This is a genomic window from Tsukamurella sp. II2bb (assembly GCF_057815145.1).
Genome location: NZ_JBYPZI010000011.1, coordinates 58,846 through 78,852, shown reverse-complemented (window position 1 = coordinate 78,852; position 20,007 = coordinate 58,846). Strand labels below are relative to the sequence as shown.

The window sequence follows — 20,007 nt, the reverse complement described above, 5'->3', positions numbered from 1 at the left end:
GTCAGGCTAAGCTGACCGGTCGGCACCGTCGGGCGCGCTCGCGCTACACCGCGCTCAGGCCGGACGGCGTCAGTGGGCGCCCCAGATGCTTGGTGGTGCGCAGCACCAGCGACCGGTCGGTCACGTCCACCGTGGGCAGCGCCTGCTCGATCAGCGCCTCCACCCGCTGCACATCGTCCAGGCCCGCCAGCCACATCGCCATCACGATGTTGCAGGTGCCCACCGCGGTGGCCAGCAGCCGGAGGTCGTGCAGCCCGGACAGCCGGCGCAGGACGTCCGGCACCGAGCGCGCGGGCACGCGGAGGTGGAACCACGCGTAGTTCGGCCGCCCGGAGTGGCGCCGCGCGACCTCAGTTCGCACCACCACGCCCTCCGAGGCGAGCACGGTGTTCAGGATCGCCCGCGCCCGGTCGGGGGTGGTGCCCAGCGTGCGCGCCAGGTCGACGGCGCGGACCCGCCCGTCCCGGGCCAGCTCGGCCATCACCGCGTCCACGACGTCGGGCTCCACCGACGCCCGGGCCCGCCGGTTGGTGGCACGCGGGATCGCCTCCAGGGCGGCGAGTTCGGGCTCGCCGAGCACCCGCAGCCGCCAGGACCGGGCGTCGTCCACCACCTCGGTGATCAGGTGGGTCCGCGAGTCGACCACGCCGGGCACGTCCGCGAACCGGGTGAGCAGGTACTCGCCGAGCTGATCCTGGGAGTCGCCCCACACGGTGACCACCAGGTCCCGGCCGCCGACGGTGACGTCGATGGTCACCGCCTCGCGGTCGCCGGCCAGGCGCTCGGCCACCGCCAGCGCCGACCCCGGCGCGCAGCGCAGGTCGACCAGCGCGAGGCAGCCCTGCCGGCGCAACCGGTACGCCGTCACCCAGGCGATCCCCCCGTTGACCAGCCGTGACCAGCGCCGGGCTGCAGTCACCGGATCGCAGTCCAGGACCTTGCCCAGCGCCGTCCACGACGCCCGCGGTACCACCTGCAGTGCCTGGATGAGGCGCAGGTCGTCGAGCGACAGGGCGTCGTCGTCGACGGCGGGCGTGACCGGAATCACCTTCTCGACGGTGCTGCGATCGGCCGATGCTGCGTCCATCCCCCTATTTTGTACCGGTTTCCTGAACCGGTATCCGAAACCGGTCCGATCTGCGGACCATGTCTCCAACAGCACACCCGAAACGGGATATCCCGCGGCCATCGCACACCCGGGTAACCGCACACTCCTGAAAGAGCACACATGACCAGTCCGTCCGACCAGACGACCACCGGCCGCACGGTCCCCCCGCTGGGTGCGCGGGATCTGCTGGTACCCACCGTCGCGGCCCTCGTGATCCTGGTCGGGGCCCAGCTCTTCGGCCCGTGGAAGATCAGCCTCGGGGTCGCGGCCGTCACCATCTACCCGATGGTCTGGGGCCTGATCTTCGGCGTCATCGTCTCCGCGCAGCGGGTCGTCCCGCTCACTCCGCGGATGTGGAAGGTCGCCGACGGCCTGATGGCGCTGTCCGTGGCCATGCTGGTCGCCCTGCTCGCGTTCACCATCGGTGCGAACCTGAAGGTCCTGCTCAACGCGGGCCCGGCCCTGATGCTGCAGGAGGTCGGCCATCTCTTCGGCACCATCGCCCTCGCCCTGCCGCTGGCCGTACTGCTGCGGATGGGCCGCGCCACCGTCGGCGCCACGTTCGCGATCGACCGCGAGGGCAGCTTCGCGATCGTCGGTGACAAGTACGGCACCCAGTCCGAGGAGTACCGCGGCGTGCTGTCGATGTACGTCTTCGGCACCATGTTCGGCGCGGTGATCATCGCGCTCATCGCGTCGGTCTTCAGCTCGCTGGGATGGTTCGATCCGATGGCGCTCGCCATGGGCGCCGGAGTCGGCTCCGGCTCGATGATGGCCGCGGGCGCTGCCGCCATCAGCAGCGCCCACCCCGAGGTCGCGCAGCAGGTCCAGGCCATGGCCGCGACCTCGAACCTGATCACCCTGATGCTCGGCACCTACGTCGGCGTGTTCATCGCGCTCCCCCTGGCGGACAAGCTCTACCGGCTGCTCACCCGCACGCCCAAGGTCGCCACTGTCGCCGCGGGTCCGTCCGTCGCCGCGGGTCCGTCCGTCGCCGCGGGTCCGTCCGAGCCCGCCGAACCGGCCGCGGGATCCGCCGCGCCGGCCGCGGACGACGGCCCGGCCTCCGAGCCCGTGCACATCCCCATGCCGCTGGGTCTGGGCATCGTGACCGTGCTCGGCATCATCGCGGCGACGATCGCGGCGAAGAAGTTCGACCCGCAGATCCTGATCGGCTTCGCGATGGTGGTCGCGCTGGCCGCCGTGTCCATGGGCCTCGCCAAGCTGGTCAAGGGCAAGATCCAGATGATCATCTGGGCCAGCGTCCTCGGCACCCTGCTCTCGTCCCCCTGGTCGCCGGTCCAGGCCGAGGTGCTCAAGGCGGCGAAGTCCATCGACTTCCTGTCCTTCGCGGCCGTGGTGCTGACCCTGGCGGGCCTGTCGATGGCCGCGAACCTGCCGGCGCTGCGGCGGGTCGGCTGGCGGATCGTTCCCGTCGGTTTCGTCGCGATCTGTTCCTCGTTCCTGCTCGCCACCGTGATCGCCGAGTTCGCGCTCGGTATCTGGTGACCGGCCAGTCCACGCATCGCCCGTCCTGCGAAGGAGTTCCCCACCCATGACCACCGCCGAACTGCACGACGCGGCCGCCGGCACCGTCGACGACCACCGCGACCTGCTGCTCGCCCTGTCCCACGACCTGCACGCCGACCCGGAGCTGTCCTTCCAGGAGACCCGGGCCGCCGAACGCCTCGCCTCGCTGTTCGAGGACAACGGTTTCGCCGTGACCCGCGAGGCCTACGGCCTGCCCACCGCGTTCGAGGCCAAGGTCGGCACCGGCGAGTTCAACATCGTGCTGTGCGCCGAGTACGACGCGCTGCCCGTGATCGGGCACGCCTGCGGCCACAACGTGATCGCCACGATCACCACCGGCACCGCGCTCGCCCTCGCGCCGCTCGCCGACCGGCTGGGTGCGACGGTGACGGTGCTCGGCACCCCGGCCGAGGAGCACGGCGGCGGCAAGGTCGAGCTGCTGCGCGCCGGCGCGTACGAGGACGCCACGGTCTCCGCCATGGTGCACCCGATGAACGGCGTCGACGACGTCTCCTGCGGCGACACCACGATGCAGTGCGTCGACCGGTTCGACGTGGTCTTCCACGGCCGGGCCGCGCACGCCGCCGCGGCGCCCGAGCACGGTGTCAACGCCGCGTCCGCCGCGACCGTCGCGCAGGTCGCTATCGCCCTGCTGCGCCAGCACGTGCCGGACGGCATGCGGCTGTCCGCGGTGACCACCAGCTCCGGCGAGGTCACCAACATCGTGCCCGCCGAGGCGCGGATCAGTGCCGAGGTCCGCTCGGCGGACCTGGACCAGATGCTCGACATCAAGCGCAAGATGATGGCCTGCTTCGAGGGCGCCGCGATCGCCACCGGCTGCACCTGGGAGCAGCGGCGGTCCGAGCCGCGCTACCTGTCCATCGAGCAGGACCCGGCGATGGCCGCGGCCTGGGACGCCAACCTCGCCGCCGAGGGCCGCACCATCGCCCGGCGGCCGGGTGGGGGCGGCGGCTCGACGGACATGGGCAACGTCTCCCGCGTGGTGCCGTCGATCCACCCCGGCCTGGTGATCGAGGGCGCCGGCGGCCCGCCGCACACCATCGAGTTCGCCGCCGCAGCGGCTACCCCGGCCGCCGACGAGGCGGCACTGCTCGGAGCCCGGGTGCTCAGCCGCACCCTGATCGACGTGGCCACCGACGAGTCCGCCCGCGCGGACCTGCTCCGGCGCGCTGCCGACCGGGCACCGGGCGCCACCACGGTGGACCAGGACGGCGACTGAGCCGCTCGACGGGGCACACGACCGTTACGACAGTCGCGTGCCCCCGTCGAGGCGGATGACCTCACCGTTGAGCATCGGGTTGTCGATGATGTGCAGGGCGAGTGCGGCGAAGTCACGCGGATCACCGGGAGTCTTCGGATGCAACGCGCGGCTTCTGAAACCCTGAAGGCTCGCGGGTAGACCGCCGAGCATGGGCGTCGCGAACGGCCCCGGCGCTATTGCAGCCACGCGGATCGCGTGCTCGGCGAGGTTCTGCGCCGCGGGCAGGACCATTCCGGAGACGCCGGCCTTCGACGCCGCATAGGCGAGGGAGCCGCCGTCGTACGCCGCGATCGACGAGACCAGCACGATCACGCCGCGGTCGCCGCAGTCCGGCTCGTTCGCCGACATCGCCTCCGCCGCGGACACCAGCAAGGCCGCCGAACCCGTGAGGTTGACCCGCACCACCCGGTCGAACTCGTCGATCGCCAGCGGTCCCCGACTGCCCAGCACCCTCCGGTTGTGGGCGACGCCGGCGCAGGCGACGGCCACCCGCAGCGGGGCCGAGTCCGTCGCGGCACCCACTGCCGCGCGCACCTCCCCGGCGTCGGTGACGTCGGTCCGGACGAACCGTGCACCGTCGGGGAGCGGGTCCGGCCCCGGGCTCAGGTCGGCGACCACGACCTCGTAGCCGCGTTCGACGAGCATCTCGACGGCGGCCCGGCCCAGCCCCGATGCGCCACCGGTGACGACGGCCGACCTCGTCATCCGTTCGCCAGGTCGCCGCGGAAGCTCTCCTTGAGCCCGAGCATCGCCACGAGCGCGACGGCGGAGACCGCGGCGAGGTACCAGGCGTACAGACCGCTGTGCCCGTTCTTGCCGAGCCACTCCAGCAGGAGCGGCGCGGTGCCGCCGAACACCGCGACCCCCAACGCGTAGGGCAGGCCGGCGCCGAGCGAACGGACCTCGGTCGGGAACTGCTCAGCCATCGCGATCGGGCCGATCGCGGCGAACAGCGCGAAGATCAGCAGGGCGATGAGCTGCGCCAGCAGCAGCCTGCCGGGATTCGGGCCGACGAGGGCGAACATGGGCACCGCCGCGACCGCGGACAGCGCGACGCACCCGAGGAGTAGAGGACGCCTGCCCACGTGATCCGACAGCGCGCCCACGAAGGGCAGGGACGCGGTGAAGAGCACGAGCGCGAGAGTGCTCACGCCGAGCGCGGTGCCGGCGGACATCCCGAGCCCGGTGGCGTACACCGGCAGGTAGGACGCGAACGTGTAGTACCAGACCCCGACGTAGCCCGACAGGAGGAACAGCCGTAGCACGGGACCGCGGTGTGCCCATAGCACCACGAGGTTCGCCGTTGATCCGGTCCGAGCCCGGGCGGACACCGCCTCGAACGCCCGGGATTCCTCCATGTTCCGGCGCAGCCAGAGTGTGATGAGCCCGAGCACGGCGCCGATCGCGAACGGTACGCGCCAGACCCATTCGGTCAGGGTCTCGGCATCGACGGTGCTGCGCAGCAGCCACGCCGTCGCGGTCGCGAGGAGCGAGCCGACCGTCGCGGAGACGTAGTGCAGGCTTCCGTAGGCCCCGCGCTTCCCGGGGGGTGCGACCTCAGCGAGGTAGGAGCCGATCGAGGAGAACTCGCCGCCGGTCGAGAAGCCCTGCATGGCGCGCGCGACGCACAACAGGACAGGGGCGAGGAGCCCGATCGTCGCGTACCCGGGTGAAAGGGCGATGATCAGCGCGCCGAGCGCCATCGCACCGACGGAGATCACGAGTCCGGCCCTGCGCCCGAGGCGGTCGGCCAGCGAGGTGAGCAGGATCCCGCCGAGCGGGCGGAAGAAGAACCCCGTCGCGAAGATCGCGAGCGTGCCGAGCAGTGCGGCACCGGGGTCCGACTTGGGGAAGAAGTTCGCGGCGATCACCGTGGCGAACTGGGCGTAGATCACCCAGTCGTACCACTCCAGGGTATTGCCCAGGCACGCCGCGAGCAGTGCCTTGCGGGGGTTCTTCACACCCGCCCGGCTCTGGACGGATTCACTTGTGGTCACGGAGATCTCCTTGCGGAACGATGGAACCGAACTGGTAAAGGTTGTGGGCGTGGCCCACCTGGTGGTAGCCGAACGCGGCACGTATCGACGTCTCGAAGCCCTGCTGGTCGCGGCAGGCCTCGAGGCTGCGTTTGGCGAGTTTGAGGCCGAGCCTGGACCGGCCGCCGATCCGCACGGCCAGGTCGAGCGTGCGGGCCTCGAGTTCGTCCCGCGGCACGACCTCGGCGACCATGCCGATGGCTAGCGCCTCGGCCGCGCCGATCGCGTCGCCGGTGTAGAGGAGGTGCTTCGCCCGGCGGTGCCCGAGCTCGAAGGCGTGCGCGAAGTACTCGGCGCCGTTCACACCGAAGGCGACGACGGGGTCGCTGAAACTGGCATCGTCGGACGCGACGATGAGGTCCATCGGCCAGACCAGCATGAGCCCGCCCGCGATGACGCGGCCCTGCACCTGCGCGATCGTCGGCTTATCGATGGCGCGCCAGCGCAGTGAGAGCCCCAGGTACATCTCGTCCTCGAAGGCCATGTGCCCCTCGATCCCGGGCGCGGCGTAATCACCGCCGGCACGGACGGACGGCTCGCCGTCGAGGTGGAATCCGCACCGCAGGTCGTGGCCCGCGGAGAAGTCCGGGCCGTCGGCGGCGAGGATGATCACGCGTACCGTGTCGTCGCGCGCCGCCGCAGTGAGGGCGTCGTCCAGCTCGCGGAGCATGCGGGGGTCCTGGGCGTTGCGCTTGGCGGGCCTGGCCAGGTGGATCCGGGCCACGTCGGGGTGCGGTCGCTCGACGCGGATCCGCTCGCTCGGGCCGGCCTCGGTGCTCGCGTCGCCGGTCATACCCGCGCCCCCGCGGCGACCAGAGTGCGCCCGACGATCTCGAGCATGATCTCGTTGGCGCCGCCGTAGATGCGCTGCGCGCGGGCGGCCGTGAACCGTTGGGAAATGGGCGAATCGGCCATGTAACCGGCGCCACCGAAGATCTGCAGGCAGCGATCCGCCACCTGCTGCTCGGCCTCGGAGAACCAGTACTTGGCCATCGCGGCGGCGACGGCGGAGAACTCTCCCCGGAGCAGTTCCGTCACGCACGAATCCAGTGTCCGACGCGCGATCGCGGCGGTGACCTCGCACTGTGCGAGCTGGAACCGCACATGCTGATGCCCGATGAGGGGACGACCGAACGTGGCTCGGGTGTTGGCGTACTCCGTGGTCTCGCGGACCATCTCCTCCATCGCGGCGGTGGCCGCGACGGCGACGAGGAGGCGTTCGGTCGGGAGCTGCTCCTTGAGCATCGCGAAACCCTGTCCCTCGGCACCGAGGAGGTTCCCGGCGGGTACCCGGACGTCGGTGAAGGACAGTTCCGCGGTGTCCGACTCGTGGTGGCCCATCTTGTCGAGGACCCGGGTCACCGCGAAGCCGGGCAGGTCAGCTGTCTCCACCACGAGGAGCGAGAGCCCGCGACCGGCGGCCGACGGATCCGTCGACACCGCCACCACGATCACATCGGCGGCCGCCCCGTTCGTGATGAAGGTCTTGGCCCCGTTGATGACGTACTCGTCGCCCTCGCGCCGTGCGGTGGTGCGGATGGCCTGCAGGTCCGAACCGGTGTCCGGCTCGGTCATCGCGACGGCCCCGATCAGCTCCCCGCGTGCGAGGGCGGGCAGTAACCGGGCCGCGAGCGCCTCGCTGCCGTAGTCGCGCAGGTACGCCGGGACGATCACGCTGTGCACCTGGAACGGTGCCGGCGAGATCCCGCAGCGAACGAACGCATCCAACACGGCGAAGTCGTGGCCGACGTCGCCGTCACCGCCACCGAGGTCGGCCTCAAGGGAGCAGCACCACAGCCCGAGCTTCCCCGCCTCCTGGAAGAAGTCAGTCGACACTCGCTTTTCCTTGCGCCAGCGGTCGAGCTCGGGCAGACCCCGTTCTCGTGCGAACCGCAGGGCGGTTTCAGACAGTGAGCTGTGTTCAGGGCCGTACCAAGATGGCTTCATAGGGCGTCGCCTCGATCGATTACAGGAAGGGGAGATGTCAGTAGGGGGTTGCGCATTTCTGTCTAGTACGGTTCTATGTCAGTTGTCAATAACGTGCTGTGAATCACATACAGGAGGTCCCATGAACACGCGACGCGTTGCGATCGTCACCGGAGCCGGCAGTGGGCTCGGCCGGACCTGCGCCCAGGTGCTGGCCGCGGACGGCTACTCGCCGTTCCTGATCGACATCGACCCCGCCGGCCTCGCCGAGACCGCCCGTCTGATCACCGAGGCGGGCGCCGAGGCCGACACCGAGGTGTGCGACCTGCGCGACGCCGACGAGGTACGTCGGGCCGTGGACGCGCATACCCGCTTCGGCACCCTCGCCGCCGTGGTCAACGTCGCGGGCGTCTGGTACGGCGGCACCGTCGAGGACATCACCGTCGAGGACTGGGACCGCATGCTGGACATCAAGCTGCGCGGCGACTTCCTCACCATCAAGGCAGCGGTGCCTTGGCTCCGCGCGGCCGGCGGAGGCGCCGTCGTCAACATCGGATCCATGTCCGGGCGCACGAAGTCCGTCGCGACGGCGCCGAGCTACGTCGCCGCCAACGCCGGAATCATCGGCCTCACCATGAGCACCGCCAACCAGCACGCGAAGGACCGGATCCGGGTCAACTGCGTCGCGCCAGGGATGATCCGGACGCCCATGCTGGACAACTACTCCGAGGCCGAGCTCGACGCCTTGCGCGCTGCGATCCCGCTCGGCTACCTCTCCGACCCCGAGGAGATCGCGAACGTCGTGGCGTTCCTGATCTCCGACAAGGCCAGCTACATCACCGGCGAGACCGTCAACGTCAACGGGGGCATGTTCATGGTCTGACGCCCCTCGACCCTGACGAAACCGAACCGACAGCCAGAAGGAGTACCCCATGACAAGCGTTTCCGACTTCCCCGCCCGCGTCGTCGTCACCGGCGAGACCGCCGGCCGTTCCCACGTCGCCACTGACCGCGGGGCCGGCACCCGTGCCGAGACACCGACCTTCTCCGTCGCCGACGTCTGGGCGACCGAATCCGTCCCCACCCGGGTCGACTCCGCCGATGCGCTCGACGGGACCCTGCGCCTCGACCCGCCCGCGGGCGGGACGCTGGTGCGGCTCGTCGCCTTCCCGCCCGACGCGGAATGGCAGGGCACCGACGCCTACGCCGGCGCTCTCGCCGACATCGGCGGAGGAGACGATGACGACGCCGCCTCCGGCATGCACGCCACCGACACCGTCGACGTGATCACACTGATCTCCGGTGAACTCGTGGCCGTGCTAGACGACGACGAGGTCGTCCTGCGGCCGGGTGACTCGCTCGTCCAGCGCGGCACCCGGCACGCCTGGAGCAACCGCACCGACGCACCCGCGGTCATCGTCGCGACGATGATCAGCGCCACCCGGCCCCAGTAGCCCCCACCCGCTTCCACGATCGGATCACACGCGATGTACCTGACTCAGAGCCTCCACCGGGCCGTCCAGCAGTTCCCCGACCGCACGGCCTCGGTGTTCGGGCAGCGCTCGTTCACCTTCGCCGAGCACGTGGACCGCGTCGGCCGGCTCGCCTCCGCCCTCCGCACCCTCGGGGTCGGCTCCGGCGACCGGGTGGCGATGCTCGGCCTGAACTCCGACCGCTACCTCGAGTACCTCATGGCGGTGCCCTGGGCCGACGCCGTGCTCGTACCGGTGAACACTCGCTGGAGTCTCGATGAGATCGCGGACAGCTTCGACGACTGCGGGGTCACCGCACTCTTCGTGGACGAGGAGTTCCGTTCCGCCGCGGCGGAACTCACACGTCGTTGCCTCGGGGTGCGGATCGTCGTCGACACCGGGGAGTCGCCCGACGGTGCCGTCCCGGGTTCCCAGCACATCGACACGCTGATCGCGGACTCGGCCCCGGTGCCCGACGCCCGCCGCGGCGGGGACAGCCTCGCAGCCATCTTCTACACCGGCGGCACGACCGGCCGGTCCAAGGGCGTGATGCTCAGCCACGCGAACCTGATGACCTCGGCTCTCGGCAGCGCAGCGTCGGGCTTCTGGGCCACACCGGGCGGAGTCTTCCTGCACACGGCGCCGATGTTCCACCTGGCCGATCTCTGCCAGTGGGCGGCACAGTCGCTCGCCGGGAGTACGCACGTGATCGTCGGCGGGTTCGACCCACAGGCCGTCCTGGAGACGGTTGAGCGGCATCGTGTGACGGACCTGTTCATGGTGCCGACGATGATCCAGATGCTGATCGAGCATCCGGACGTGCACACGCGCGATCTGTCATCGGTGCGTCGCTTCACATACGGCGCGTCACCGATTCCGCCCGCGGTCCTGGACCGGACGTTGGAGCTGTTCCCCGACGTCGAGCTCGGCCAGGCGTACGGCATGACCGAGCTCTCCCCCATCGCGACGCTCCTCGGACCGGACGACCACCGCGCCGAGGGGCCACGCCGGTACTCCGCCGGCCGCGCCGCACCACACAGCGAGGTGATTGTCGTCGACCCTGCGGGGGAGCCAGTTCCGACGGGCGTCGTCGGAGAGATCTGCAGTCGCGGCGGACACGTGATGGCGGGCTACTGGAACCGTCCTGAGGAGACCGCTGCCGCCATCCGGGGCGGCTGGATGCACACCGGCGACCTGGGCTACCTCGACGAGGACGGCTACCTCTTCGTAGTCGACAGGTCCAAGGACATGATCGTCTCCGGCGGTGAGAACGTGTACTCGGCGGAGGTGGAGAAGGTGCTGTCCGGCCATCCCGCGGTCGCACAGTGCGCGATCATCGGCCTTCCCGACGACACCTTCGGCGAGCGAGTGCACGCCGTGGTGGTCATCGCCGAGGGCACCCGAACCGACGCGGCCGAACTGCGCGAGTACGTTGCGAGTCGCATCGCGCGGTACAAGGCGCCGCGCAGCGTCGACTTCATCGACGCGATGCCCCTGTCCGGCGCCGGCAAGATCCTCAAGCGCACACTCCGCGACGGCATCACCGGGGCCGCGCCGTCCGCCTGACGGCGGTCCGGTGCGGGTACGGGAAGATGTGCCCATGACTGAGGTCTCCATCCCCGGCGTCGTCGCGTCGGACATCGCCACCGGGCGGCGGCCGCGCAACCGCAGAGAGACGATCGCCAAGGTCGCCGCGACCCTGTTCGCCGAGCAGGGTTTCGAGGCAGCGCGGATGGACGACATCGCTGCGGCGAGCGGGATCACGGTCCGAGCGCTGTACCGGCACTTCGCCAACAAGGGCGCACTGCTGACCGAGATCGTCGAGACCAGCCAGACCCGCTTTCTCGCCGCGGTCGACGGCGTCGCGGACGGCGTGCCGCCGGCCGCGCGGTTCGGCGATGCGATCGAGCGGCTGGCGCTGGCATCCGAGGACACGGCCCACTTCGCGGTCCTGTGGCAGCGCGAGTCCCGACACCTGGGCGTCGAGGACTACGACCGCCTACGGGACCGCCTGCTCGGGATGATCGCCGCCCTCGGGGGCATGGTCGAGGCGGCCGCCCCCGCGTTGACCCCGTTCCAGCGCGAACTGCGAGCGTGGGCGGCGATCTCGACCGTGGTGGTGCCGCACACGGAGACCGACGGCGCGACCGCGATCGCCGCCGCCCGAGCCCTGCTGAGCACCGCGCCCGCGCCGTCCTTGCAGGCCGTCGCGATCGATACCGCTGCGATCGCCGCCGACGAGACGGTGAGCCGCCGCGAGCGCCTGTTGGCGTCGGCGACCGTGCGGTTCGCCCAGGCCGGCTTCGTGGGCACCGGTATCGATGACATCGGCCGGCCCGCGGGCGTCTCGGGGCCGTCGCTGTATCGGCACTTCGCCTCCAAGACCGACATCCTCGACGCCCTCGCGGAGCGTCGGGCGAGTTGGCTATGGCACGACGCCACGGTGCGTTGGCGCCCGGACGGCGCCGCCGGCGAACGCCTACTGGACCTCACCGAGGCGTTCGTGTGCACCGGCGTCCGATTCCCCCAGCTCATCGGGATCTGGGTGACGGAGAGTTCACACGTCACCGAGCAGGTCAGATCGTCCGTCACCACCTCACTCGGATCGTTCCAGGCCACGTGGTCGGCGGCACTGCAGGCGGCGCGGCCGGACCTGGCCCCCGCGACGTGCACTCGCCTCATCCGCATCGCGGTGCAGGTGGTCGAGGACACCGTGCGAATCCGCCACCTGGCCACGAAGCCCGGGTTCGCAGGAGAGCTCGCCGCCACCGTCGGCGCGATCCTCGACGGCGCGCAGCCGGGTGCCTAGGGCGCGGACGGACCTGGCGGCATGTGCCCCGCCGGCCTCGGACCGTCTACCCTTGCGGACGTGCGCGCAACCCCCGGTCATCCCACTCCCCTGCGCGCACTCGTGGACTACCTCGGGCTGACCAGGCCCGACGGGGCACCGTCGGGCATCGGCACCAGCCACCCCGGCAGCGCGGAGCGCCTGCACACCGACGAACAGCAGTACCCGGATCTCACCCCGGGCGAGAAGCGGACGGTCCGCCGGATCGCGACCTTCGGCGGCGTCGGCGCGGTGCTCATCGCCTTCGGCGCGCTCGGCGTGGGGTCGTTCCCGGTGGTGCAGAACCCGATCGCCGGGCGGCGCCTGATCGGCCTGATGTTCCGCATGCAGTCCACGGCGCTGACGGTGACGATGGTCGGCACGGCGATGCTGATGATCGCGTGGGTGCTGCTGCGCAGGTATACCATCGGCTACCTCAACCCGGCCGCGCACGCGGAGCCGGCGCCCCCGCGCCGGCTCACCCGCCGCGGCTTCGACCGGATCCTGGCGCTGTGGGTGCTGCCCTTCCTGTTCGCGCCGCCGATGTTCAGCAAGGACGTCTACTCCTACCTGGCGCAGTCGGAGATCACCGCGCGCGGCCTGGACCCGTACCGGATCGGCCCGGCCGCGGCGCTGGGCATCGACCACGTCTTCACCCGGTCGGTACCGAACATCTGGCGCGACACCCCCGCGCCCTACGGGCCGCTGTTCCTGTACCTCGGCCGTGGCATCACATGGCTGACCGGCGAGAACGTGGTCGCCGGCGTGGTGCTGCACCGCGTGCTCGCCCTCGCCGGTGTCGCGATGATCGTCTGGGCCCTGCCCCGGCTCGCGCGCCGCTGCGGCGTCAACGAGGTCGCCGCGCTGTGGCTCGGCGCCGCGAACCCACTGGTCATCTTCCATCTGATCGCGGGCATCCACAACGAGGCGCTCATGCTCGGCATGATGCTCGTCGGCATGGAGTGGGCGCTCCGCGCGATCGACTCCGGACTCCCCTTCCTGAACGGCCTCACCCCCACGCGTGCGGGCGGCCTGCTCACCGCGGGCGCCGCGATGATCGCGCTCTCCGGCCTGATCAAGATCACCTCCGTGCTCGCGCTCGGCTTCATCGGCATGGCGCTGGCACGCAGGCTCGGCGGCAGCTTTCCGGACATCGGCGGCCGGCTGCGCGACTGGCGCACCGCTCTCGCCGAGTGGCGGCCGAACGCGGGCCGCACCCTGGTCGCGCTCGCGATGTCCGCGGGTTTCCTCACGGTCGTGCTGGTGATCGTGGTGGTCGTGGTCTGCCAGGTCACGGGTCTGGGGTACGCCTGGCTCGACGCCGGCATCCTGGGCACCGCGAACAAGGTCCGGTCGTGGCTCTCCATTCCGACGGTGCTGGGGCTGGGTACGGGCCAGATCGGCGTGCTTCTGGGCCTCGGCGACCACACGACGGCGATCCTCGCGATCACCCGGCCGATCGCCGCCTTCCTCGCCGCCGTGATCGTGCTCCGCATGCTCATCGCCACGCTGTCCGGCCGGATCCATCCCGTGGGCTCGCTCGGCATCTCGATGGCGGCGCTGGTGCTCCTGTTCCCCGTGGTGCAGCCCTGGTACCTGCTCTGGGCGATCGTGCCGCTCGCGGCGTGGGCCACCGCGCCCGGATTCCGCCTGGCCGCCGTCATCGTCTCGGGCGTCATCTCGGTGATGCTCATGCCCAACGGCGGTGAGATCGAGCCCTACGTGATCGCCAAGGCCGGGATGTCGACGGTGGTCATCGTCGCGCTGGCCGTCTACCTCGCCTTCGAGGTCCCACGCCACCGGGAACGGCGCCGGGGCACCGGCCGAGTAGTCTGACTACCCGTGCCCGCACTGTCCGCGACCTCCGTCACCAAGCGATTCGGCGACGTCGTCGCCGTCGACGGACTCGATCTGACCGTGGAACGCGGCAGCGTTCTCGCCCTCCTCGGACCCAACGGCGCCGGCAAGACGACCACGGTCGAGCTGTGCGAGGGCTTCGACTCCCCCGACTCCGGCCGCATCGAGGTCCTCGGCCTCGACCCGGTCGCCGACGCCGCGCGGCTCAAGCCCCGGATCGGCGTGATGCTGCAGGGCGGCGGCGCCTACCCCGGCGCGAAGACCGGCGAGATGCTGCGCCTGGTGGCCGCGTACGCCGCGAACCCCCTCGACTCCGACTGGCTGCTGTCGACGCTCGGGCTCGCCGACGTGGTGAACGTCAGCTACCGCCGGCTCTCCGGCGGCCAGCAGCAGCGCCTGTCGCTGGCCTGCGCGCTCGTCGGTCGGCCCGAACTGGTCTTCCTCGACGAGCCCACCGCGGGCCTGGACGCGCAGGCCCGCCTGCTCGTCTGGGACCTCGTCGCCGCGCTGCGCCGGGACGGCGTCACCGTCCTGCTCACCACCCACCTGCTCGACGAGGCCGAGGCGCTCGCCGACCGGGTCGTCATCATCGACCACGGCCGCGCGGTCGCCGACGGCACGCCGGAGGAGCTGACCCGGGCCGGCGCGGAGCACGAACTGCGGGTGAGCGCACCGTCGGGCCTGGACACCGCGGCGCTGGCCGCGCGGCTGGGCCCCGGCTTCACGGCGACGGTGGACGCGACGGACGCGCACGGCTCGGTCTACGTGATCAGAGGCGGTGAGGTGACGCCCACCGTGATCGCCGAGACCACCGCGCATCTCGCGGCGCAGGGCGTGCTGCTGACGGACCTGCGCGTGGGCACGCGGACCCTGCAGGACGTCTTCCTGGACCTGACCGGCCGCGACCTGAGGGGATGACGTGACCCGAACCGAGCCCCGATTCGCCCCCGGCACCTTCCTGCCGAACCCCGAGGCGGCACGCCCCGCCGCGATGCTGGCGGCGCAGACCCGGATGGAACTGACGCTCCTGCTGCGCAACGGCGAACAGCTGCTGCTGACCATGTTCATCCCGATCGCGCTGCTCGTCGGCTTCGCGGTGCTCCCGATCGGCGGCGATGCGACTCGGATCGACGCGCTGGTCCCGGCCGTGATGGCCGTGGCGGTGATGTCGACGGCGTTCACCGGCCAGGCCATCGCCGTCGGCTTCGATCGGCGGTACGGCGCGCTCAAGCGGCTCGGCGCCACCCCACTGCCCCGGTGGGGCGTGATCGGCGGCAAGACCCTCGCCGTGGTGCTGGTGGTGATCCTGCAGGCGGTGATCCTCGGCGGCATCGGCCTCGCGCTGGGCTGGCGCCCGGAACCGGCGGGCCCGCTGCTGTGGGTGCCGGTCCTCGCCCTGGGCGTCTTCGCCTTCGCCTCGCTCGGGCTGCTGCTCGGCGGCACGCTCAAGGCGGAGATCGTGCTCGCGCTGGCGAACCTGCTGTGGTTCGTGATGGGCGCGATCGCCTCCCTCGTCGTGGTCCGCGAGCACGTGCCCGACGCGGTGGTGCTGCTCGCCCGGCTGTCCCCGTCGGGCGCGCTGACCGAGGCCCTGACCCGCGCGGCCGAGGGCGGCGTCGCCGACTGGCTCGGCCTCGCCGTGCTCGCGGCGTGGGGCCTGGCCGGCTCAGCCGCGGCAGTGCGGCTGTTCCGCTTCACCGGTTAACCACTACAGGCTGTAGTAGCTTTGCGGCGCCCACGTACGATGATCGGCGTGTACCAGCTCTTCCTGCGCCTCGTCGACCGCCTGCCGCTCCCCAGCGCGAGGGCGCAGCAGCGGTTCGCGCTCGCCGCGCTGCTCTCCCAGGCGCTGATCGCCGTCACCGGTTCCGTGGTCCGGGTGACCGGGTCCGGCCTGGGCTGCCCCACCTGGCCCAAGTGCTTCGACGATTCGCTGCTGCCGATCCCGCAGGACGAGGTCCCGTGGTGGCACCAGGCGATCGAGTTCGGCAACCGGCAGATCGCGGTGTGGATCGTGGTCACCACGTCGGTCGCCATCGTGCTGGCCGTGACCCGCGCCCGGCGGCGCCGGGAGATCCTGGTCTACGCATGGATCCTGCCCTTCTCCACCTTCGCGCAGGGCATCCTCGGCGGCATCACCGTGCTCACCGGCCTGCGCTGGTGGGTCGTGGGTGCGCACATGCTGGTCTCCTGCGCGATGGTCTGGATCGCCGCGACGCTGTACGCCAAGGTCGGAGAACCCGACGACGGTGCCGAGATCGAAGCCGCCCCCGCGGGCGCCCGGCGACTGGTGGCGGGCTCCGCGGTCGTCATGGCGTTCGTGCTGGCCGCGGGCGTCGTGGTGACCGCCGCCGGCCCGCACGCGGGCGACCGGACCAATCCGAAGGCGATCGACCGGCTCGACGTGTCGATCCCGCTGCTGTCCTTGACCCACGGGATCCTGGTCGCGGTGTACGTCGTGATCCTGATCGCGGCCGCCGTGCTCATCGCCCGCGGACCGTCGAGCGAGGCCGTGCGGCGGCGCGTGAAGATCGTCTTCGTGGTGGTCGCGGCGCAGTCGCTGATCGGCGTGGTCCAGTACTTCACCGGCGTCCCCGCGCTGCTCGTCGTGCTGCACGTCGCGGGCGCGATGTCGGTGATCGCCGAGACCGCGATCCTCTACCGGCTGATGTCGGCGCGGGTGCTGCGCGGCTCCGACATCACGCCGGATAGGCTGGCCGCATGAGTGACCAGGCACCCGGCAACGTCGTCTCCCGCCTGAAGGGCTTCGCCGCCAAGCACGACGGTGCGACCGCCGTGCTGCAGTACATGGGTGAGGAGGGGGTGCGAATCACCCTCGTCGGCGGCGACGGGATCATGGGCGACCAGATCGTCGCGAACCCCGCGCAGGCCAAGGACGCCGCCGAGCGCGCCGGCATCGACACCTCCGAGTGGGATCGTGAGCTGGTCAGCCGCGCCACCACCGAGCCCGGCCACCACAAGCGCATGGCCGGCTACCGCGCCCTCGATCACTAGCCGATCACCGGGCCGGCCGGGCCTCAGGCCCGCTCGTACTGCGCCAGGATCACACCGATGTCGAAGACGCGGTGCGAGGTCAACGCCCACTGCTGCGGCGCGAAGCCGCCCGCGAACAATGGGATCCCGTCTCCGGCGGTGACCGGGTAGATCTTCAGCGCGAGCCGGTCGACCTCGGGTGCGAGCGTCGCCGCCAGCGCTCCCCCGCCGCAGAGCCAGATGTCGCCGCCGTCCTCCCGCTTGAGCGCCCGCATGTGCTCGACGGGGTCGTCCGCGACGATCTCCACCGCCGGGAAGTCCGCCGGGTCCAGCGACCGCGAGTAGACGATCGTCCGCAGGTGCGAGTACGGATCCGTCACGCCCAGATCGGCGCCGACCCGGTAGGTCGTGGTCCCCATGACCACGGTATCCCACTTGGTGAGCGGCGGGGTGATACCGAGCGCCTCGTGCAGGCCCGTCGGCAGGCCGTCGCCCCACTCCTCGTTCATCTGCCGCGAGTACTCCTCGTCGACGGGGTAGAAGTCGTACTGGCCCTCGGGGCCGGCGATCCTGCCGTCGAGCGAGACGGCGACGTAGTAGACGAGTGAGCGCATGTGTCCCACCCTACGGACGGCTGGGAATAGCCCGGCGGCACGGAGGTTTGAACGTCACATGCGCGCTATCACTGTGACCGAACACGGCGGCCCCGAAGTCCTCACCTACGGCGAGGCACCGGATCCGGTGCCCGGCCCGGGCCAGGTGTTGGTCCGCACCAATGCCATCGGGGTCAACTTCATCGACACCTATTTCCGCGAGGGCATGTACCCCACGCCGCTGCCGTACATCCCGGGCAGCGAGGGGTCGGGCACCGTCGTCGCGCTGGGCGAGGGGGTCACGGACCGATCGGTCGGCGATGTGGTGGCCTGGTGCGACGGACCCGGCTCCTACGCGGAGCTGGTGAACGTCCCGGCCGACCGCACCGTCGTGGTACCCGACGGTGTCGCGCCCGAGGTCGCGGCGTCCGTCCTGCTGCAGGGCATGACCGCCCACTACCTGACCCACGACTCGCACCCGGTGCAGGCGGGCGAGACGGTCCTGGTGCATGCGGGCGCGGGCGGCACGGGCCTGCTGGTCACCCAGCTGGCGACGGCCCTCGGGGCCCGCGTGATCACGACGGTCTCCACGGACGAGAAGGAACAGCTCTCCCGCGGCGCGGGGGCCTGGCAGGTGCTCCGCTACGACGAGGACATCGCTGCTCGGGTGCGCGAGCTGACGGACGGCGAGGGCGTGGCCGCGGTCTACGACGGGGTGGGCAAGGACACCTTCGAGTCCTCGCTGCTCGCGACGCGGCACCGGGGCATCGTCGTGTTGTTCGGCGCGGCGTCGGGGCCCGTCCCGCCCTTCGACCTGCAGCGCCTCAATCCACTGGGCTCGCTGTTCGTGCAGCGCCCGACGCTGACGCATCACGTCGCCACCCCGGAGGACTTCGCACGGCGCAGCGGCGCGGTGCTCGACGGCCTGCGCGAGGGCTCGCTCCGGTTCACCGTCGGCGCGACGTACCCGCTCGCCGAGGCCGGGCGCGCCCACACGGACCTGCAGGCACGCCGGACCACGGGCTCGGTGGTGCTACTCCCCTGATCCGACGGCTGCGGGGAGGGCGGCACCGTCGGACGGGCGGCCGTCGAGCCATCGACGGTAGCGGCCCAGGGCCCGCCGGACGACGACGAGGTCGGCGAGGAGGGCCGTGACGGGCCGCACGCCGGGGCGGGGGTGTTTCCCCGCGGCCATGCGGCGCAGCTGGTAGCGCACCTGCCCCATCTGCGCGGTCGACGCGACGGCCTTGTTCCTCCAGGTGACGGGCCGCAGGGCGCCGACGGTGCCCGTGCCCGCCCGCCAGCGCGCGGGCAGGTCCGGGGTCACGGCGAGCGCCGTGCCGATCCCGACGACGGCGACGTTCTCGGCGAGCACGGCCTCCGCGGTCTCGCGGCGGGTGATGCCGCCGGTCAGCATGAGCGGCACCTCGCTGGTGACGGCCAGGTCGGCGGCGAGCTCGAGGAAGTAGGCCTCGCGCGCGACGCTCCGGGCGTCGCCGGGCCGGCCGACGGCCGCGGGACCGGTCGAGCGGCCGGTCATCGCAGGGCTCTCGTAGCTGCCGCCGGAGATCTCGACGAGGTCGACCCCGAGCGGCGCGAGCATCGCGATCACGGCCTGCGCGTCGGTGGCGTCGAAGCCGCCGCGCTGGAAATCCGCGGAGTTGAGCTTGACGGCCACCGCGAACTCCGGTGAGACCTCCGCGCGAACGGCGCGGACCACGTCGAGCAGCAGGCGCGCGCGGTTCTCGAGCGACCCGCCCCATTCGTCGGTGCGGTTGTTGACCAGTGGCGAGAGGAACTGCGAGAGCAGGTAGCCGTGCGCTGCGTGCACCTCCACCCCGTCGAATCCGGCCTCCTCCGCCCGGCGGGCGGTCGTGGCGAAGCGGGCGACGGTGGTGTGGATCTGCGCGGCGGTCATGGCGACGGGAACCGCGAACCGGCTCGAGAGCGCACGGCCGAGGTCGACGGACTTCGCCGACGGCCCCCAGGCGACGCCCGGCATGTCCTTCTGGATCTGCCGCCCGGGGTGGCTGATCTGCATCCAGACGCTCGCGCCGTTCTCCTTGGCCGCCGCGGCCCAGGCCCGGAAGGGTTGCAGCGGCGAGCGGGCGTCGAGGACCACGGCGCCGGGCCCGGTGAGCGCCTCGGCGTGGACCATGACGTTGCCGGTGATGAGGAGTCCGGTGCCACCGGCACCCCAGCGCCGGTAGAGCTCGATGAGCCGGCCGTCGGGCGCCTGCTCGGCGCCGGCGAGTCCCTCCTCCATCGCGGCCTTGGCGATGCGGTTGGGGAGGACGGCACCGGAGCGCAGAGTCAGCGGGGAGAACAGGTGGGGCATGGGAGGCCTTCCGACGTGCGATGTTAACACTGCTTACTCGATGT

The 20,007-nt window shown here is 71.4% G+C and carries 19 protein-coding genes; 12 read left to right on the top strand and 7 right to left on the bottom strand.

Annotation, left to right across the window (positions count from 1 at the left end):
• Positions 1 to 43: 43 nt before the first annotated feature.
• Positions 44 to 1,087 carry an Lrp/AsnC ligand binding domain-containing protein gene (locus AC21LY_RS21105; protein ID WP_489048531.1) on the bottom strand — a complete coding sequence of 348 codons (1,044 nt, stop codon included), beginning with the start codon at positions 1,085 to 1,087 and terminating at the stop codon, positions 44 to 46.
• 141 nt (positions 1,088 to 1,228) lie between these two features.
• On the opposite strand from AC21LY_RS21105, the gene AC21LY_RS21100 reads away from it, so the two are divergent.
• A complete protein-coding gene (locus AC21LY_RS21100) occupies positions 1,229 to 2,617 on the top strand; it encodes a DUF3100 domain-containing protein (RefSeq protein ID WP_489048530.1) in 1,389 nt (462 codons plus the stop codon).
• Positions 2,618 to 2,663: 46 nt separating this feature from the next.
• Complete coding sequence (locus AC21LY_RS21095; RefSeq protein WP_489048529.1) at positions 2,664 to 3,878, top strand: amidohydrolase; 1,215 nt, start codon at positions 2,664 to 2,666, stop codon at positions 3,876 to 3,878.
• Positions 3,879 to 3,902: 24 nt separating this feature from the next.
• On the opposite strand, the gene AC21LY_RS21090 is transcribed toward AC21LY_RS21095, so the two are convergent.
• The 4 genes from AC21LY_RS21090 to AC21LY_RS21075 are packed head-to-tail and all read right to left on the bottom strand — an operon-like array spanning position 3,903 to position 7,903.
• Complete coding sequence (locus AC21LY_RS21090; RefSeq protein ID WP_489048528.1) at positions 3,903 to 4,625, bottom strand: SDR family NAD(P)-dependent oxidoreductase; 723 nt, start codon at positions 4,623 to 4,625, stop codon at positions 3,903 to 3,905.
• Positions 4,622 to 5,917 (bottom strand): MFS transporter, encoded by a 1,296-nt coding sequence (locus AC21LY_RS21085; RefSeq protein WP_489048527.1) that lies wholly within the window; start codon positions 5,915 to 5,917, stop codon positions 4,622 to 4,624. The genes AC21LY_RS21090 and AC21LY_RS21085 overlap by 4 nt, the downstream gene beginning before the upstream one ends.
• Positions 5,904 to 6,749 (bottom strand): enoyl-CoA hydratase, encoded by an 846-nt coding sequence (locus AC21LY_RS21080; RefSeq protein WP_489048526.1) that lies wholly within the window; start codon positions 6,747 to 6,749, stop codon positions 5,904 to 5,906. The genes AC21LY_RS21085 and AC21LY_RS21080 overlap by 14 nt, the downstream gene beginning before the upstream one ends.
• The gene (locus tag AC21LY_RS21075) at positions 6,746 to 7,903 is read right to left on the bottom strand and encodes an acyl-CoA dehydrogenase family protein (protein ID WP_489048525.1); all 1,158 of its coding nucleotides are present in this window, start codon (positions 7,901 to 7,903) and stop codon (positions 6,746 to 6,748) included. Before AC21LY_RS21075 ends, AC21LY_RS21080 begins: the two co-directional genes overlap by 4 nt.
• A gap of 121 nt (positions 7,904 to 8,024) precedes the next feature.
• On the opposite strand from AC21LY_RS21075, the gene AC21LY_RS21070 reads away from it, so the two are divergent.
• From AC21LY_RS21070 to AC21LY_RS21030, 9 genes are read left to right on the top strand one after another with little or no spacing between them, the layout of a single operon-like run.
• Entirely contained in the window at positions 8,025 to 8,765 is a 741-nt protein-coding gene (locus tag AC21LY_RS21070) for an SDR family NAD(P)-dependent oxidoreductase (protein ID WP_489048524.1), read from the top strand.
• A 49-nt stretch (positions 8,766 to 8,814) separates the two neighbouring features.
• Positions 8,815 to 9,336, top strand: a complete 522-nt coding sequence (locus AC21LY_RS21065) for a cupin domain-containing protein (protein ID WP_489048523.1) — start codon at positions 8,815 to 8,817, stop codon at positions 9,334 to 9,336.
• 33 nt (positions 9,337 to 9,369) lie between these two features.
• A complete protein-coding gene (locus AC21LY_RS21060) occupies positions 9,370 to 10,920 on the top strand; it encodes an acyl-CoA synthetase (RefSeq protein ID WP_489048522.1) in 1,551 nt (516 codons plus the stop codon).
• Positions 10,921 to 10,954: 34 nt separating this feature from the next.
• Positions 10,955 to 12,163, top strand: coding sequence for a TetR/AcrR family transcriptional regulator (locus tag AC21LY_RS21055; protein WP_489048521.1), 1,209 nt, complete (start codon positions 10,955 to 10,957; stop codon positions 12,161 to 12,163).
• A gap of 60 nt (positions 12,164 to 12,223) precedes the next feature.
• Complete coding sequence (gene mptB, locus AC21LY_RS21050; protein WP_489048520.1) at positions 12,224 to 14,017, top strand: polyprenol phosphomannose-dependent alpha 1,6 mannosyltransferase MptB; 1,794 nt, start codon at positions 12,224 to 12,226, stop codon at positions 14,015 to 14,017.
• 6 nt (positions 14,018 to 14,023) lie between these two features.
• Entirely contained in the window at positions 14,024 to 14,956 is a 933-nt protein-coding gene (locus AC21LY_RS21045) for an ABC transporter ATP-binding protein (RefSeq protein ID WP_489048519.1), read from the top strand.
• Between the two features lies 1 nt (position 14,957).
• A complete protein-coding gene (locus tag AC21LY_RS21040; protein ID WP_489048518.1) occupies positions 14,958 to 15,743 on the top strand; it encodes an ABC transporter permease in 786 nt (261 codons plus the stop codon).
• A 39-nt stretch (positions 15,744 to 15,782) separates the two neighbouring features.
• Entirely contained in the window at positions 15,783 to 16,763 is a 981-nt protein-coding gene (locus AC21LY_RS21035; protein WP_489048517.1) for a COX15/CtaA family protein, read from the top strand.
• Positions 16,760 to 17,053 (top strand): hypothetical protein, encoded by a 294-nt coding sequence (locus AC21LY_RS21030; protein ID WP_489048516.1) that lies wholly within the window; start codon positions 16,760 to 16,762, stop codon positions 17,051 to 17,053. The genes AC21LY_RS21035 and AC21LY_RS21030 overlap by 4 nt, the downstream gene beginning before the upstream one ends.
• Positions 17,054 to 17,076: 23 nt before the next feature.
• Here the strand turns inward: AC21LY_RS21030 and AC21LY_RS21025 are convergent, their stop codons facing one another.
• Entirely contained in the window at positions 17,077 to 17,646 is a 570-nt protein-coding gene (locus AC21LY_RS21025; protein ID WP_489048515.1) for a dihydrofolate reductase family protein, read from the bottom strand.
• Between the two features lie 58 nt (positions 17,647 to 17,704).
• Between AC21LY_RS21025 and AC21LY_RS21020 the strand changes: the two genes are divergently transcribed.
• Positions 17,705 to 18,670 carry a quinone oxidoreductase family protein gene (locus AC21LY_RS21020; RefSeq protein ID WP_489048514.1) on the top strand — a complete coding sequence of 322 codons (966 nt, stop codon included), beginning with the start codon at positions 17,705 to 17,707 and terminating at the stop codon, positions 18,668 to 18,670.
• On the opposite strand, the gene AC21LY_RS21015 is transcribed toward AC21LY_RS21020, so the two are convergent.
• Positions 18,659 to 19,963: an NADH:flavin oxidoreductase/NADH oxidase family protein gene (locus tag AC21LY_RS21015; RefSeq protein WP_489048513.1), complete on the bottom strand. Its 1,305-nt coding sequence runs from the start codon at positions 19,961 to 19,963 to the stop codon at positions 18,659 to 18,661. The two genes, AC21LY_RS21020 and AC21LY_RS21015, sit on opposite strands and share 12 nt — an antisense overlap.
• Positions 19,964 to 20,007: the final 44 nt, after the last annotated feature.